Source organism: Pseudomonas sp. B21-051 (genome assembly GCF_024748795.1).
Classification (GTDB): Bacteria; Pseudomonadota; Gammaproteobacteria; order Pseudomonadales; family Pseudomonadaceae; genus Aquipseudomonas; species Aquipseudomonas putida_A.
The window spans coordinates 1058717-1074144 of record NZ_CP087166.1 but is presented as its reverse complement, the minus strand read 5'-3'; the positions used below and the strand labels follow the sequence as shown (position 1 = coordinate 1074144).

Below are 15428 nucleotides of genomic sequence, written 5' to 3'. Positions count from 1 at the left end.
AGATCGCAGCCTGCGGCAGCTCCTACAGTTGGAATGCGTTTCCCCTGTAGGAGCTGCCGCAGGCTGCGATCTTTTGCTGTTTTCGGATCAGAACTCCAGCGTACTGGAGAGCGAAATCTGCCGCGAATCGCCCATCGACACAAAGAACCGGCTCGCCGCCGAGGTGTAGTAGGTGCGGTCGAACAGGTTCTTCACGTTGAGCTGGAACTTGACCTTCTGCCCTTCAAGCTTCGTGTCGTAAGTGGCAAACGCATCGGCCACGGTGTAGCTCGGCAGGTCGAAATCATTCACCGCATTGCCCGCCCGCTCGCCGACATACCGCGCCCCGGCACCGACCCGCAATTGATCGCCACCAATCACGCTGCCGAAGTCATACACCGCCGACAAAGAGCCGCTGTTCTTCGCCACGTTTTGCAAGCGATTGCCTTTGTAGTCCGGGTCTTCGGTGACCTCGGCATCGGTGTAGGCATAGGCGCCGACCAGGCTCCAGCGATCGGTCAACTGCCCGGTCAGGTCCAGTTCCAGACCCCGGGAACGCACTTCGCCAGCGGCGCTGTAAATGGTGGTCGGGCCTTCAGAATTGGAGACCAGCACGTTGCGCTTCTTGATGTCGAACAGTGCGATATTGCCGGTGATGCGCCCCGGCATATCCAGCCGCGCACCCAGTTCCCACGACTTGGCCTCTTCCGGCGCGATGCTGCCGTCGAGCACCGTGCTGCTGCCGCTGAGCGGGGCGATGGTCGAGTTGGGTTTGAACGATTCGGTGTAGCTGCCGTAGAACGACAACTCGTCGGTGTAGCGATACACCAGACCGGCGCGCGGTACGAATTTCTGCCCGTTGCTGTCGGTGTTGGCCTTGAACGGCACGCCTTTGCCGGCGTACTGGTCGTACTCCTGGAAGCGCCCGCCGGCGACCAGAATCCACTGATCGTTGAGATGGATCGAGTCCTGCAGGAACACCGAATCGCTGCGCAGCAGATCGGTCTGCGCACTGTCCGCCGGACTGACCGTGGTGCCTTCGACTTCGCGGCCATACACCGGATTGACGTAGCTGAAGGTACTAAGGCTTTTCTGGCGGATCAGGTCGGCGCGGTAGATCTTGCGGTACTCGTCGTCGACGCCGAACACCAGGTCATGCTGCATGCCCAGCAGGTTGACCTTGCCCTCAAGGCTGGCGGTGGTGAAGCGGTCGGTGCTGATCGCGCCTTGCGTGCCGTCCATGCTGCGGGTCAGCGTGCCTTTTTTGGTGTCGATGGCGGTCACGCGTACCTGGCTGGCGTCGTAGGTTTCACGGTTCCAGCTGTAGCCGAAATGGGCTTTCCAGTCGTCGTTGAGTTCATGGTCGGCCTCGAAGTGGTACAGGTCGGAACGCCCCTCCATGTCGTTGAACGGCTCGTCCAGACGCTCGTTGCGCGAAATGTCCAGCGGATGGTTGGTGCGCGGATCGATCACCGTGCCCCGGTCGAACGGCGTGAGGAACTCGCGGTGTTCATAGCCGAACGAGAGCTTGGTGCGCTCGCCGAACCAGGCCAGCGACGGCGCGATCAGCGTCTCGCGGTGGGTGCCGTAGTTGCGCCAGTAATCTTCGTCTTCATGGTCCAGCACCAGCCGGTAGGCCAGCCCGGATTCGCCCAGCGCACCGGTGCTGTCGAAGGTGCCACCGCTGCCATTCTTGCCGTCGCCGTAAGTCGAGCCGCGCAGGGTCAGCGCGTTGTATTGAGTCAGTTCCGGCTTCTTGCTGACCAGGTTGACCACACCGCCCGGATCCTGAATGCCGTAGAGCAACGAGGCCGGGCCCTTGAGCACTTCGACCCGATCGACCGTCGCGTTCATGCCACGGCCCTGCACGATCGGCATGCCGTCGCGCATGATCGAGCCGTTACGGTTATCGCCGAAACCGCGGGTCATCACCGAGTCCTGGGTGCTGCCCAAGGTGTTGCCCTGGGTGATGCCGCTGACGTTGGCCAGCGCATCGTCGAGATTGCGCGGGGCCTGATCGCGAATGACCTGGGCCGGGATCACGTTGACGGTCTGCGGGATTTCCTGCAGCGAAGCCGAGGAGCGCATCACCGAACTGGTCTGCGGCGGCTGATAGCTCATCGACTCGTCACGCATCGACGTGATGGTGGTCGCGCCAAGATTGAGTGCGCCTGCGGTGGGTTGCGGTTCCAGCGCCAGGGTGTGGCTGTCGGTACGGCGAAAGGTCATGCCGGAACCACTGAGCAGGCGTTGCAGCGCCTGTTCGGCGCTCATCTGGCCACTGACCGCCGGGGCATTGAGGCCGTATGGCGCTTCGTCGGTGTAGACCACACTTTGCCCGGTGACGCGGCTGAAATCGCTCAAGGCTTGCGGCAACGGTTTGGCGCTCAGGGAGAAATTGAACTGCTTCTGCGCCGGACTGCTGACGGTGTCAGCGGCGAGCGCCACGCTCATCGGCAACAGCGCCAATGCACAAAAACTCAATGCCGAAACACCCAACCACTGTTTGACCGAACCCGATTTTGCCCTGGACTTCATTGCTCAATGACCTGTGTAGAACCGCAACGGATGCGAATGACTCGCAGTTTCAGTCACTACACGGATGGGGCTGGGGTTTACCTCACCACAATTTTGAAAATATTTTGAAGATCAAAAGATCGCAGCCTGCGGCAGCTCCTACAGGTATACGCGATCCCCTGTAGGAGCTGCCGCAGGCTGCGATCTTTTGACGTCGATTCAGCGCAGAATTATCAGATGCCCCAACACCTGATGCTGCTCAAACCCCATCACCCCTTGCAGCGAACTCAATACAGCCTGCGGATCCTTGCTCGGAAAACTGCCGCTGACCTTGCGCGCACCCAACTCATCGTTGAGCACAACAATCCGCCCCGGGTAATAGCGCCGCAGATCCTCCACCACGTCGGCCAGTGACGCCTTGTAGTAATTCAGCCAGCCCTGACGCCAGGCCAGTTGCGCTTCGCTGTCCACCGCGTGCAGTTTTTCCGCACTGCCCTGCCCGTAAGCCACTTGCTGGCCGGCGGTCAGAATCTGCTGTTGCGCGTTGCGATTCGCCGTCACGCCAACGCGCCCGGACAGTACCGTGACCTGCGCACCGTGAGGTTGCAGTCGCACTTCGAATTGCGTGCCGAGTACCCGCGCCTCGCCCTTCTCCGCCGCGACCACAAATGGATCCCCCGTATGCGTGACGCTGAAGAAAGCGGCGCCGCGACGTAACCGCACATGCCGCTCGCCATGACTGAAATCCACCGCGATGGCGCTGTCGGCGTCCAGCGTGACTTGCGATTGATCGGCCAGGGTCAGCGTGCGGACTTCACCCGGCGCCGAGACGTAATCGGCACCGAGATCCTCGATCCAGCGCTGCGGCTGCCAGCCCGTGCCAAGGCTGATCATCAGCAACAGGCACGCAGCCATTGCCAGCGCGCCCGACCAGCGCAGCAGCGGTAAACGACGCGGACGATCCATCGCATTGAGGTAGCCCTGCAACGCCAACGCCTCCTCATCGGCCAAGGTACGCGCCGGACTTTCGCTCAATTCCCAGACTACTTGCGCCTGGGCATAGGCCTCAGCGTGGGCCGGGTCGGCGCGCAGCCATTGGCTGAAAGTCAGTTGATCACCGGTGCTCGGGCGGTCGTGCAGCAGACTCAGCCAGGCGAGCGCGGCCTGCTCCTGAGCGGGCGTTGGAATGACGCGGTCGTTGGGTTTCACGGTGCTTTCCCTGGCAGGCGTGGCGCGGGTTCGCGCAGGCTGGCCTTACAGGCCTCGAGGGCGCGCATCATATGTTTTTCCACGGCGCTTTGGGACAGGCCCATGGCCTTGGCGATGTCTGCGTATTTGCGGCCGTGGATGCGATTGAGCAAAAAGATCTGTCGGGTGCGCTCGGGCAAGGCGCGCAACGCTGCTTCGACATGGCGCAGATCATTGCCCGCTTCGAGCGCGGCTTGCGGTTCGCTGCCGTGGCTGTCCGGCGCATCCGGTTGCCAGCCCTCATTGAACCGCACCCGGGTGCCTTCGCTGCGCAAGTGGTCGATGGCGATGTTGCCGGCGCAGCGCAACAGGTAGGTGCTGAGTTCTTCGACCTGCACCAGCGGCCGTCGCCAGAAACGCAGGAACAGATCCTGCACCAGATCCGCCGCCGTGGCCCGGCAACCGACGCGCCGGTTCACCAGCGCTTCCATCTGCGAGCGCTGCGACAGGAACACCTGAAGAAAATGCGCACGCGCGCCGTGCGGCTCGTCGTCGCGGGACTCCGGAGGATGACCGATCAGCATGTCAGCCCTGCGCCCAGGCAGCGACCGGACTGGCCAGCAGACTCAACCCGGCCAGTGCGAGGGCCAGGCGTGGGCGATACGGCAGCAACAGCACCAACGCCAAGGCGCTGAGCATGAGTACCGCGAACCAGTCGACCAGACCGAAACTCCAGCCGTGTGCAGCGACTGCCGCCCATAGCGACAGCCCGAGTAACAGCCAACCGGCGAGTTTCAGACCTCGTGCACGTCGGGCCGAGGGTTTGTTGCCGAGCAGTTCATCGTGGTGCCGAGGCATCGACAGACACAACGCGCTGAACCCGGCGTAGCACAGCAACAACGCCAGCAACATCAGCTGACCTCCTGCTCAAGCGCGATCGGTCGCGGCTTTTCCCGGGGAGTTTTTTTCACGCTGATGGCGCTCCCGGCGCGCTGCATTTTCCATGCGGCCCAGCCGAGGAACAGGCCTGCGCCCAGGCACGTCAGATCGAAACCCGCCAGCGTCCAGTCACCTTGCGCCAGCGTTACGCCGAGACTCCATGGCGTGATCAGATTGATCAGTGGCACCGCGATAAACAGCACGGCAGCCAGCCCGAGCTGTTCGACCCAGGCCTTTCGCCCTTTGCGCAGCAACGCATGCACTACGCTCAAGGCCCAGGCGATAAAGAACGCCTCCACTTCCTGATCGGCGCGCCCGAGCAGATCTGCCGGCAACAGGCGATTGGCCAAAAAGAACACCGCCACTGCCACCACCAGCCCGGCCATGCTGGCGATGTTCAGCACTTCCACCAGACGCAATTCGAATGGCATCACGCCGCTCTTGGCGTGTTTGAGCTGGCGCTTGCCAAGCCAGATCACCAGCCCGGTGCCGATCATCGCGGTACTCGCCAGACCGCAGATGAAATACAGCCAGCGCAATGTGGCCCCGGCGAAGTGGCCCATGTGCAAACCGTAGAACGTGCCGCCGACCGCCATCGCCATTGGCTGCTCCGGGGTGCTGCCGAGGCGCTCGCCGGTGACGCCGTTGAAGGTCACTGCGCGACCGAAATCATGAACGACGCGGTCGCCACGGCGCGACAGCACCACCGAGGCATTCGCGTCCCCCGGATTGTTCACTGTCAGCCGTGCGGTGCTGCCTCCCGCCCACTGCTCGCTGGCCTTGGCCAGCAGTGGTGCCATCGGACTTAGCGGCGCCGCCCGGTTGGCGGGCTCAGGGGTCTTCGATGCCGGAAAAACTTCATCGTAAAAGGCGCGCACGTCGCCGTTATAGGACGCCAGGATGCTCGCCGGCATGACCATCGCCATGAAGATCACCAGGCTGCTGTAGGTGATCATCAGGTGGAACGGCAGCACTAGCACGCCGACCGCGTTATGCCCGTCGAGCCACGAACGCTGGCCTTTGCGCGGGCGAAAGGTGAAGAAGTCCTTGAAGATTTTCTTGTGGGTGATGATGCCGGTGATCAGCCCGACGAACATCACCATCGCTGCCATCGTCGCCAGCCAGCGGCCCCATGGATAAGGCATTTGCAGCTGGAAATGGAAGCGGTAGAAGAACTCGCCGCCCAGGCTTTCGCGGGCCTGGACTTCACTGCCGGTCTGCGCGTCGAGAGTTCTGGATTCGAACTTGCCGCGCTCGCCCGGTGTGTTCGGCGCCTGCTGCCAGCGCAGCGTCAGGCCGGGATCGCGGGCGTCGGGCAAGTCGATCAGCCAGCGCGAGGCGCCGGCGGCGTGTTGTTGCAGGTAACTTTGCGCCAGGGTCAGACTCGCTTCGGCATTGATGGGCCGCGCGGGAATTTCCGGCTGCATCCAGTGGCTGATCTCATCCTTGAAATAGGCCAGCGTCCCGGTGAGGAAAATCGCAAACAGCAGCCAGCCGAACACCAGCCCCGTCCAGGTGTGCAGCCAGGCCATCGACTGACGAAAGCCCTCTTTCATGCGTAACCCAAGCCCCGCGCGGCACCCGACACCGTCGCCAGAATCACGCTCGGCACCAGCAAACCGACCCACGCCGACCACGCCGTGCGGCAAGCGAAACACCACAGCACCGCGACCAGATAGACCAGAAAGGAAATGGTCATGCCGGTCACCACCGCTTCGGCGCGGCTCAACGGCAACCACAGCGTCAGGGTGACACTGGCCAGCGCCGCGACCAGATAGCCGCCGAACACCGCCGCCAGCACCCGCGAGGTAACGGCCAGACGATAGGACATGGGAAGTGAGGCGAGTTTGCCTTTCATGTTTCGACCCTGAAACGAAAAAACGTCCGGCCAACGAGCCGAACCAACAGGCGAGCAATATTAATGATAAATATTCTCATACGCAAAAGCATCTGATTGCCGGACACCCTCGCCCGCCCCTACAATGCGAACAGTTCTTGTTCTCTAACGCATCGATCATGCGCCCGGAGTAATACCCTTGTCGTCCGCCCATCCCGTCGAATCGCTCTACCACGACCACCACAGCTGGCTCACCGGCTGGTTGCGGCGCAGACTCGGCTGCCCGGACAGCGCGGCGGATCTGGCGCAAGACACGTTCATCCGCGTGCTCAGCGCCCGCGAACCCGCGGTGATCATCGAACCGCGCGCCTTCCTGACCACACTCGCCAAACGCGTACTGTTCAATCATTACCGCCGTCAGGATCTGGAACGCGCCTACCTCGACACCCTGGCGCAGATGCCGGAAGTGACCGCGCCATCGGAAGAAGACAAAGCGATCATCCTGCAGACCCTGATCGAACTGGATCAGTTGCTCGATGGCTTGCCGCGTCTGGTCAAGCGCGTCTTTTTGCTGGCGCAGGTCGATGGCCTGACTTATCCGCAAATCGCCGCCGAACTAGGCATCTCTGTAGCCACGGTCAAACGTCATCTGCACAAAGCCGCCCTGCGCTGCTATTTCGCCCAATGAACCGCGCTCCGGATTTCTCCGCGCAAGTGGCAGAGCAGGCCGTGCACTGGCTGATGGAAATGCAGCAAGGGGCGCTCTCCCCGCGCCAGCAACAGGCCTGGCAGCAATGGCTGGACGCCCACAGCGAACATCGTCGCGCGTGGGAGCACATGCAGCGAGTCAACCAGCGCTTGCGCGGCGTGGCGTCGCCATTGGCGCATGCCGCGTTGAACGGGCCGAAGTCTTCCAGTCGCCGTCAGGCGCTCAAGTTGCTGCTGCTTCTCGGTGCCGGTTCCGCCGTCACCTGGGGCGTGCGCGAGCACAATCCGCTGCCGACCCTGCTCGCCGACTACCGCAGCCCGCTGGGCGAGCGACGCAAGGTGACGCTGGGTGCGGGCAGCCAGCTGCAGCTCAACACCGCGAGCGCGGCAGACGTGGATGGCGCGCAACGGCTGATCCGTTTGCTGGAGGGCGAGATCCTCCTGAGCACCGCCCAAGCGTTCGAAGTACACACGGCACAAGGGCTATTGAAAACCGCTGCTGCCCGGCTCAACGTACGGCAATTTGCCGATCGCACGCAGGTGGCGCTGTTCGAAGGCCAGGTCGAATTGATCCGCCACGGGCACGCGCCGATGGGGCTGCCCGTCGCTCGTCAGCTGAGTTTCAGCGCCACTTCCGTCAGCGAAGCCAAGCCACTGGACGCCAACAGCGGTGCCTGGGCCGACGGCATGCTGATCGCCGCGCACATGCGCCTGGGCGATTTTCTTGAAGAACTCGGGCGTTACCGTCGTGGCCAGTTGCATTGCGCTGCGAAAGTGGCCGACTTGCTGATCTCCGGGACTTATCCACTGGACGACAGCGAGCGGATTCTTGATCTGCTGCAAATCAGTCTGCCGGTGAAAGTGCGGCGGTTTACCCGCTATTGGGTCAGCGTAGAGGCGCGGGTTTAGCAGCAAAATCAAAAGATCGCAGCCTGCGGCAGCTCCTACAGGCTGAACAAGTGTAGGAGCTGCCGCAGGCTGCGATCTTTTGCTTTAGAAAATAAATGAGCCGTTTTTCAGATCTGGCGTGACAGAGAAGGAAAGCCCCCTTGATTCAACCTTCTCAGGATCATCGTTCATGCACCCCACCCGCCTCACGCCACTGGCCCGCAGCCTGCGCAACTTCGTACTGGGCGCCAGCCTGGGCTTCAGCGCTCTGCCGGCCATGGCCGCCGAAACCAAGGTTTACCATATTGCCCCGGCATCGCTGGAAAACGCCCTCAACCAGTTTGGTCGTGAAGCCGGCGTGCTGATTTCCTTCGGCTCGCAGATCACCAGCGGCGTGCAAAGCCGTGGTCTGGAGGGAAGCTACAGCGCCGAACAAGGTCTCGATGCGCTCCTCGAAGGCACCGGCCTGCAAGCTCGCGCCGAAGGCAACAATGCGTTCAGCCTGCAACCGGTCGGCGACACGGCGCTGGAGCTGGACACCTCGAAAGTCGTCGGTGACTGGCTCGGTGATGCAGCGCAGGTCAACGTGTTCGAACACCCCGGCGCCCGCGATGTGATCCGCCGCGAAGACTTCGAACGTCAGGGTGCGACTCAGGCGCGCGATGTGCTCAACCGCATCCCCGGGGTCAATGCTCCGGAAAACAACGGCACCGGCAGCCACGACATGGCGCTGAACTTCGGCATTCGCGGTCTCAATCCGCGCCTGGCCGCGCGCTCGACCGTACTGATGGACGGCATTCCCGTGCCGTTCGCACCGTACGGTCAGCCGCAGTTGTCGTTCGCGCCGATCAGCATGGGCAACATGGATGCCGTGGACGTGGTGCGTGGCGGCGGCGCCGTGCGTTACGGCCCGCAGAACGTCGGTGGCGTGGTCAACTTCGTCACCCGTGCCATTCCCGACGCGCCGACGGTCAAGGGTGGCTTCCAGACGGAGACCAGTCCGTCGTCAAGCCATGACGGCTTCAAGACCAGCGCCAACCTGCTGGCCGGCGGCACCAACGAAAATGGTCTGGGCGGTGCGCTGCTGTACTCCGGCACCCGTGGTGGTGACTGGCGTGAACGCAGCGACAGCGAAATCGATGACCTGATCCTCAAGGGCAAATACCAGCTCGACGACGCCAACAGCTTCAACGCCATGGCCCAGTATTACGAAGGCAAGGCCGACATGCCCGGCGGCCTCAGCGTCGCCGATTACGACGCTGACCCGTACCAGTCGACGCGTCCGAAAGATCAGTTCTGGGGTCGCCGCACAATGTTCAACTTCGGCTATCGCTATCAGGAAGATCGCCGTGAATTCACCGCCAACACGTTCTTCACCAAGACCCTGCGCAGCGGTTATCTGGATCAGGGCAGTTTCCTCTCGCTGTCACCGCGCGAGTATTGGGTGCGCGGTTTCGAAACGCGTTTCGCCCAAGGCTTCGACCTCGGCCCGACCAGCCATGAAGTCGGCGTCGGCTATCGCTACATCAACGAGGCCGGCCACGAACTGCGCTACCGCACGCCGATTGCCAGCAATCAATACCCGACCACCGACAGCCGCAACGACCGCGATACGCGCGGCGGCACCGAAGCCAATGCGTTCTTCGTCGACGACCGTATCGACATCGGCAAGTGGACGATCACTCCGGGCGTGCGCTACGAAATGATCGAGTCGCAGCAGACCAACAACCTCACCAACGTCAAATACAAGGGCGACTACAACACCGCGCTGCCAGCACTGAACGTGCTTTATCACCTGACTGACAGCTGGAACCTGTACGCCAACACCGAAGGTTCGTTCGGCAGCGTGCAGTACAGCCAGATGCCCAACCGCGTGAGCAGCGGCGAAGTGAAACCGGAGAAGGCGCGTACCTGGGAACTCGGCACCCGTTACGACAACGGCGCGTTGCGCGCAGAGATTGGCGCGTTCCTGATCAACTTCGACAACCAGTACGAAAGCAATCAGACCAACGATTCGGTGATCGCCCGTGGCGAGACCCGCCATCAAGGCATCGAGACCAGCGTCAATTACGCGCTGGATGACTTGAGCCCGGCACTGGCCGGTTTCGATGTGTACGCCACTTATGCCTATGTTGACGCGAGCATCCGCGAAGACGGGCCGAACAAGGGTAATCGCGTGCCGTTCTCGTCGAAACACAAAGGCACGATTGGCGTCGGTTATACCGAAGGGCCGTGGAAGCTCAACGTCGACAGCAGCTTCCAGAGCGACCAGTTCGCCGACAACGCCAACACCTCCAGGGAAAGCGCCGACGGCAGCACCGGCAAGATCCCCGGCTACATGCTGTTCAGCAGCCGCGCCGGTTACGACTTCGGCCCGCAATTGTCGGATCTGAACGTGGCGGTGGGGGTGAAGAACATCTTCAACACCCAGTATTTCACCCGCTCGTTCGATGACAACAACAAGGGCAAGTACGTGGGTGAGCCGCGCACGGTGTATGTACAAACGTCTGTAGCTTTCTAAAAAAACTGTGGCGAGGGAGCTTGCTCCCGCTCGGCTACGGAGCAGCCGTAAATCCTGCTAGTGCGGTCTGGCTGTTGAACGGCGTTGCAGGTTTTGGGGCTGCTTCGCAGCCCAGCGGGAGCAAGCTCCCTCGCCACACTGCTCAGCAACACAAACAAAAACGGGCCTGCTTGCGCAGGCCCGTTCTCATGGGGTGGCTTGAAAAATCAGCGTATCAACTGTTGATCGCTGCCTGTTCGTTCTCGAGAAACTCTTCTTCCAGCAGTGCGTCGTTCGCCTTGCTGAATGGCACGATGGCGGCGCGGGGTTTGCCGCGCAGTTTGCCAAACAGGTGCTCCAGCGCGTGTTCCAGTTTTTCGGCTGCACCGTCGATCGCCTGTTCCAGCGAATCGGCTTTATGGGTGACGGAAATCGGTTGATGGCCTTTTGGCCGCGCTTCCAGTTGGCAGCGCAAGTCATGGGGACCTGGTTTGTCGCCGTTCTCGTCGCTCAGGTGGACTTCGACACGGGTCAGGTCTTCTTCATAACGTTCGAGCGTGCTCTCAATAGTTGTACGTACCCACTCCTCCAGTCGCTTACTGCTTTGAATATGGTTATCGCTGTTGACTTGGATTTGCATAGTTCATCCCTTATTTCAGCTAGCTCGCCAGAGGCCTTGAATTGGATTTCCTGACCTCCTGGTTACAACAATCGGCCCGACCGGCGAACATTTCAACCCCTGAAAAAAGATAAATATTCATTCGCAAAAAAAGCCGGACAACCGAGCAAGTCACTGGTAAGGTCGGGAGTTGGGTCGCCTGGCAACCCTGCAAAATCTGCTCACAATTGCCCGTCGTTCAACGGGTGCAAGCTACGAAAAATCCCCGCCTCCTCCACCAGCCAGTCATGCACGGCGCGCACGCCCGGATGGCTCAAGGCCCCCGGCGCATACAGCAGCACGTAGCGTTTGTGGTTGGGCACCGACAGGCCGAACGGCACAATCAACGTCCCGCGCTCCAGTTCATCGTTGAGCAACGTGCGCCGGGCAATCGCCACGCCCATACCGGCGATCGCGGCTTCGATGGTCAGGTGATTCCGGTTGAACGTGTGTCCACGCCGTACGTCGGCGCCTTCAAAGCCAATCGCGTTCAGATAGAACTCCCATTCCGCGTATTCGTAACTGCCGCGCCAGGCGGTGATGTCGTGCAACAACGGGAAATGCACCAGATCCGCCGGCCCATGCAGCGGCGGACGTCCACGCAACAGGCTCGGCGCGCAGACCGGGAAAATCTGTTCGTCGAGCAAGGCTGTGGATAACAGCCCCGGATAGCTGCCGTCATTCAGGTCAATCGCTAGATCAAAGTCGCCCTCGTGCAACGGCACGCTGCTGTCCTCGGCCACCAGGCGCAACTGGATGTCCGGATAGCGCTGTTGCAGGCGCGGCAACCGCGGGGTCAGCCATTTGCTGAGAAACGATGGAATCGAACGCACCCGCAGAATCCCGCTGATCATCCCCGCATCCAGTCGACGCAATTCAGCATCGATGCTGCCGTAGGCCTCATTGACGGTGATGGCCAGTCGCTGGCCTTCCGCACTCAACTCCACGCCCCGCGCCCGGCGATGGAACAGGCGAAAACCGAGGCGCTCTTCCAGTTGGCGAATCTGCTGGCTGACCGCCCCCGGAGTGATGTGCAGCTCTTCAGCGCAACGGGTGAACGACAGGTGCCGCGCGGCACAAGAAAACACCTGCAGCCAGACGTAGGTCTGGGCATGCAATTGACGACTCATCGTTTAGTCCTGCTAAAGGCTTACTTAGGAAATTTCGTTAGTCACGTAGGACCGAGGCAGGCAGTATCGCCGACATTGCGCTTGTCCTACAAAAAATGGCAGCGATTCCTACTCCATTGCTTGTAAGGGTTTAGCATGGCTATCAGTGTTTTCGATCTATTCAAAGTCGGCATCGGTCCGTCCAGCTCCCACACCGTCGGCCCGATGCGCGCCGCCGCGACCTTCGCCCAGGCGCTGATCGACCAACACTTGCTCAACGATGTGCGTCGCGTGGAAATCCGTTTGTACGGTTCGCTGTCGGCCACCGGCGTCGGCCACGCCACCGACCGCGCGACGGTCATGGGCCTGATGGGCGAATGGCCGGACAGCATCGATCCGGCGACCATCGATCCACGCATCCAGCAACTGCGCGAAAGCGGCGTGTTGCTGCTGGCCGGGCAGAGAGAAATTTACTTCAACTGGCAGCACGATCTCCTGCTGCTGGACGAAAGCCTGCCCTACCACCCCAACGCCATGTCGCTGACAGCCTTTGGCGAAAGCGCCGAGCTGTTCACGCAAACGTACTACTCGATTGGCGGCGGTTTCATCATCGAAGCGGCGGAAGCCGAGTCCGGTGTGGCGCCGGCCGGCGACGTGGTGTTGCCGTACGATTTTTCCAGCGCCGCCGAACTGCTGAGCCTGTGCAAGCAGCACAACTTGCGCGTGTCGGAGCTGATGATGGCCAACGAACGGGCCTGGCGCAGCGACGCTGAAATCCGTAACGGCCTGCTGCACATCTGGTCGGTGATGCGCGAGTGTGTCGAACAGGGCCTGCGCCACGAAGGCATCCTGCCCGGTGGGCTGAACGTGCCGCGCCGCGCGGCGAAATTGCACCGCAGTCTGCTGGAAATCGGCAAGCCGAACGTGATCAGTTCAACGCTGTCGGCGATGGAGTGGGTCAATCTGTTCGCGCTGGCCGTCAACGAAGAGAACGCTGCTGGCGGGCGCATGGTCACCGCGCCGACCAATGGCGCGGCGGGAATCATTCCGGCGGTGCTGCACTACTACATGAAATTCAATCCGGACGCGTCTGACGATGACATCGTCGCGTTCTTCATGGGCGCCGCCGCCGTCGGCATTCTGTGTAAGAAAAATGCCTCGATCTCCGGCGCTGAAGTCGGCTGTCAGGGCGAAGTCGGTTCGGCCTGCGCCATGGCCGCTGCAGGCCTCGCTGAAGTGCTCGGCGCGACCCCGGAGCAACTGGAAAACGCCGCCGAAATCGGCCTGGAACACAACCTCGGCCTGACCTGCGACCCGGTCGGCGGCCTGGTGCAGGTGCCGTGCATCGAGCGCAATGCCATCGCCGCCGTGAAAGCGATCAATGCCACACAAATGGCCCTGCGCGGCGACGGCAAACACTTCATTTCCCTCGACCGGGTGATCCGCACCATGCGCGACACCGGCGCCGACATGCATGACAAATACAAAGAGACTTCACGGGGCGGCCTGGCCGTGAACTGGGTGGAATGCTGACGCGCATTCCATGATCGCCCCGGCGGGCTGCAAACTTGCGCCCGCCAACCGTGAGCCCGAGCAAAAATAATAACGAGGCAAAAACGATGACTGATGTACGCACACCTGCTGCCGAAAATCCCGCTGTAGATCGCACACGCAACACCGAAATTTCCCACAAGGGCTGGAGCAAATCCGACACCACCTGGATGCTCGGTCTGTACGGCACCGCCATCGGTGCCGGCACTTTGTTTCTGCCGATCAATGCCGGCGTCGGCGGTTTCTGGCCGTTGCTGATTCTGGCGCTACTGGCGTTCCCGATGACTTTCTTCGCCCACCGTGGCCTGACCCGCTTCGTGCTGTCCGGGCGTTCCGGCGACATCACCGAAGTCGTCGAAGAACACTTCGGCATCGGTGCCGGCAAGCTGATCACCCTGCTGTATTTTTTTGCGATCTTCCCGATCCTGCTGGTGTACAGCGTCGCGTTGACCAACACCTTGAGCAGCTTTCTCGAACACCAATTGCACATCGCTCCGCCACCTCGGGCAATCCTGTCGCTGGTGCTGATTCTCGGACTGATGGCGATCGTGCGCTGCGGGCAGAACGTGATCGTCAAAGCCATGAGCGTGCTGGTCTACCCGTTCGTCGCCGCCCTGCTGTTGCTTGGTCTGAGCCTGATCCCCAACTGGAATGGCGCGTTTTTCGCCAGCGCTCAAGAGCCAATGCCGCTGTCGACGTTCCTCAAGACCCTGTGGCTGGCGATCCCGGTGATGGTGTTCTCGTTCAACCACTCGCCGATCATCTCGGCGTTCGCGGTTGACCAGAAACAGCGCTACGGCGAGCAGGCCGAACGCAAGAGCAGCGGCATCCTCGCGATGGCCCACGGGATGATGGTGGTGACGGTGATGTTCTTCTGCTTCAGCTGTGTGCTGGCGCTGTCGCCGGCCGATCTGGCCGCGGCCAAGGCGCAGAACATTTCGATACTGTCGTACCTGGCCAACCACTTCCAGACCCCGGTCATCGCTTACGCCGCACCGCTGATCGCGCTGGTGGCGATCACCAAATCCTTCCTCGGCCACTACATCGGCGCCAGCGAAGGCTTTCAGGGCATGATCGTGAAAAGCCTGCGCGGTCGTGGCAAGGTGATGTCGGCGAGCTGGCTGAACCGCTTGACCGCACTGTTCATGATCCTCAGCTGCTGGGCCGTGGCCACCTTCAACCCGAGCATCCTCGGCATGATCGAAACCCTCGGCGGGCCGGTGATTGCCTGCCTGTTGTTCCTGATGCCGATGTACGCCATCCGCCGTGTGCCAGCCTTGCGCCAGTACTCGGGACAGGCGTCGAACGTGTTCGTGGTGCTGATAGGCCTGATTGCACTGTCGGCGATCATCTACTCGGTTCTGCCCTGAAACGGGCCACAAATGACAAAGGCGAGCCATGGGCTCGCCTTTTTTATGCCGTATCCATTGTCCAGAAATTTTCCCGGCACAGCCCTTGCTATGACCTGTGCAGGAGCTGTGTAGGAGCTGTCGAGTGCAACGAGGCTGCGATCTTTTGATCTGCATGACGCACATCAAGACGCTGAAGATCAAA

General features: G+C 61.5%; 13 protein-coding genes. 5 read left to right on the top strand and 8 right to left on the bottom strand.

Annotated features, from left to right (window positions below; all coding sequences use genetic code 11):
- Positions 1-87 precede the first annotated feature (87 nt).
- The 6 genes from LOY52_RS04670 to LOY52_RS04645 form a co-directional block, all read right to left on the bottom strand.
- On the bottom strand, positions 88-2517 hold the full coding sequence (locus LOY52_RS04670) for a TonB-dependent receptor (protein ID WP_258678500.1): 2430 nt from the start codon (positions 2515-2517) through the stop codon (positions 88-90).
- Between the two features lie 198 nt (positions 2518-2715).
- Positions 2716-3705, bottom strand: coding sequence for a FecR family protein (locus LOY52_RS04665; protein ID WP_258678499.1), 990 nt, complete (start codon positions 3703-3705; stop codon positions 2716-2718).
- Positions 3702-4268, bottom strand: coding sequence for an RNA polymerase sigma factor (locus LOY52_RS04660; RefSeq protein WP_258678496.1), 567 nt, complete (start codon positions 4266-4268; stop codon positions 3702-3704). Before LOY52_RS04660 ends, LOY52_RS04665 begins: the two co-directional genes overlap by 4 nt.
- Before the next feature lies 1 nt (position 4269).
- On the bottom strand, positions 4270-4596 hold the full coding sequence (locus LOY52_RS04655; protein WP_095139566.1) for a DUF3325 domain-containing protein: 327 nt from the start codon (positions 4594-4596) through the stop codon (positions 4270-4272).
- A complete protein-coding gene (locus LOY52_RS04650; RefSeq protein WP_258678493.1) occupies positions 4596-6179 on the bottom strand; it encodes a PepSY domain-containing protein in 1584 nt (527 codons plus the stop codon). The genes LOY52_RS04655 and LOY52_RS04650 overlap by 1 nt, the downstream gene beginning before the upstream one ends.
- Positions 6176-6481, bottom strand: coding sequence for a DUF3649 domain-containing protein (locus LOY52_RS04645; RefSeq protein ID WP_025109395.1), 306 nt, complete (start codon positions 6479-6481; stop codon positions 6176-6178). Before LOY52_RS04645 ends, LOY52_RS04650 begins: the two co-directional genes overlap by 4 nt.
- Positions 6482-6659: 178 nt before the next feature.
- On the opposite strand from LOY52_RS04645, the gene LOY52_RS04640 reads away from it, so the two are divergent.
- The 3 genes from LOY52_RS04640 (at position 6660) to fecA (ending at position 10577) form a co-directional block, all read left to right on the top strand.
- On the top strand, positions 6660-7148 hold the full coding sequence (locus LOY52_RS04640) for a sigma-70 family RNA polymerase sigma factor (protein WP_258678486.1): 489 nt from the start codon (positions 6660-6662) through the stop codon (positions 7146-7148).
- The gene (locus LOY52_RS04635; RefSeq protein ID WP_258678485.1) at positions 7145-8077 is read left to right on the top strand and encodes a DUF4880 domain-containing protein; all 933 of its coding nucleotides are present in this window, start codon (positions 7145-7147) and stop codon (positions 8075-8077) included. Before LOY52_RS04640 ends, LOY52_RS04635 begins: the two co-directional genes overlap by 4 nt.
- 169 nt (positions 8078-8246) lie before the next feature.
- Positions 8247-10577, top strand: a complete 2331-nt coding sequence (gene fecA, locus LOY52_RS04630; protein ID WP_258678483.1) for a TonB-dependent Fe(3+) dicitrate receptor FecA — start codon at positions 8247-8249, stop codon at positions 10575-10577.
- Between the two features lie 214 nt (positions 10578-10791).
- Here the strand turns inward: fecA and LOY52_RS04625 are convergent, their stop codons facing one another.
- Positions 10792-11196, bottom strand: coding sequence for an HPF/RaiA family ribosome-associated protein (locus LOY52_RS04625; RefSeq protein ID WP_027610895.1), 405 nt, complete (start codon positions 11194-11196; stop codon positions 10792-10794).
- 200 nt (positions 11197-11396) lie between these two features.
- On the bottom strand, positions 11397-12344 hold the full coding sequence (locus LOY52_RS04620; RefSeq protein WP_007914183.1) for a LysR substrate-binding domain-containing protein: 948 nt from the start codon (positions 12342-12344) through the stop codon (positions 11397-11399).
- Positions 12345-12479: 135 nt separating this feature from the next.
- On the opposite strand from LOY52_RS04620, the gene LOY52_RS04615 reads away from it, so the two are divergent.
- Entirely contained in the window at positions 12480-13856 is a 1377-nt protein-coding gene (locus LOY52_RS04615) for an L-serine ammonia-lyase (protein WP_258678481.1), read from the top strand.
- Positions 13857-13942: 86 nt separating this feature from the next.
- A complete protein-coding gene (locus tag LOY52_RS04610) occupies positions 13943-15244 on the top strand; it encodes an HAAAP family serine/threonine permease (protein ID WP_258678479.1) in 1302 nt (433 codons plus the stop codon).
- The last annotated feature ends 184 nt before the right edge of the window (positions 15245-15428 follow it).

Bases quoted from the DNA above. Each gene is read 5' to 3' on its own strand.
- LOY52_RS04670 (WP_258678500.1), bottom strand. From the start codon at position 2,517: ATGAAGTCCAGGGCAAAATCGGGTTCGGTCAAACAGTGGTTGGGTGTT.
- LOY52_RS04660 (WP_258678496.1), bottom strand. From the start codon at position 4,268: ATGCTGATCGGTCATCCTCCGGAGTCCCGCGACGACGAGCCGCACGGC.
- LOY52_RS04655 (WP_095139566.1), bottom strand. From the start codon at position 4,596: ATGTTGCTGGCGTTGTTGCTGTGCTACGCCGGGTTCAGCGCGTTGTGT.
- LOY52_RS04650 (WP_258678493.1), bottom strand. From the start codon at position 6,179: ATGAAAGAGGGCTTTCGTCAGTCGATGGCCTGGCTGCACACCTGGACG.
- LOY52_RS04645 (WP_025109395.1), bottom strand. From the start codon at position 6,481: ATGAAAGGCAAACTCGCCTCACTTCCCATGTCCTATCGTCTGGCCGTT.
- LOY52_RS04635 (WP_258678485.1), top strand. From the start codon at position 7,145: ATGAACCGCGCTCCGGATTTCTCCGCGCAAGTGGCAGAGCAGGCCGTG.
- fecA (WP_258678483.1), top strand. From the start codon at position 8,247: ATGCACCCCACCCGCCTCACGCCACTGGCCCGCAGCCTGCGCAACTTC.
- LOY52_RS04625 (WP_027610895.1), bottom strand. From the start codon at position 11,196: ATGCAAATCCAAGTCAACAGCGATAACCATATTCAAAGCAGTAAGCGA.
- LOY52_RS04620 (WP_007914183.1), bottom strand. From the start codon at position 12,344: ATGAGTCGTCAATTGCATGCCCAGACCTACGTCTGGCTGCAGGTGTTT.
- LOY52_RS04615 (WP_258678481.1), top strand. From the start codon at position 12,480: ATGGCTATCAGTGTTTTCGATCTATTCAAAGTCGGCATCGGTCCGTCC.
- LOY52_RS04610 (WP_258678479.1), top strand. From the start codon at position 13,943: ATGACTGATGTACGCACACCTGCTGCCGAAAATCCCGCTGTAGATCGC.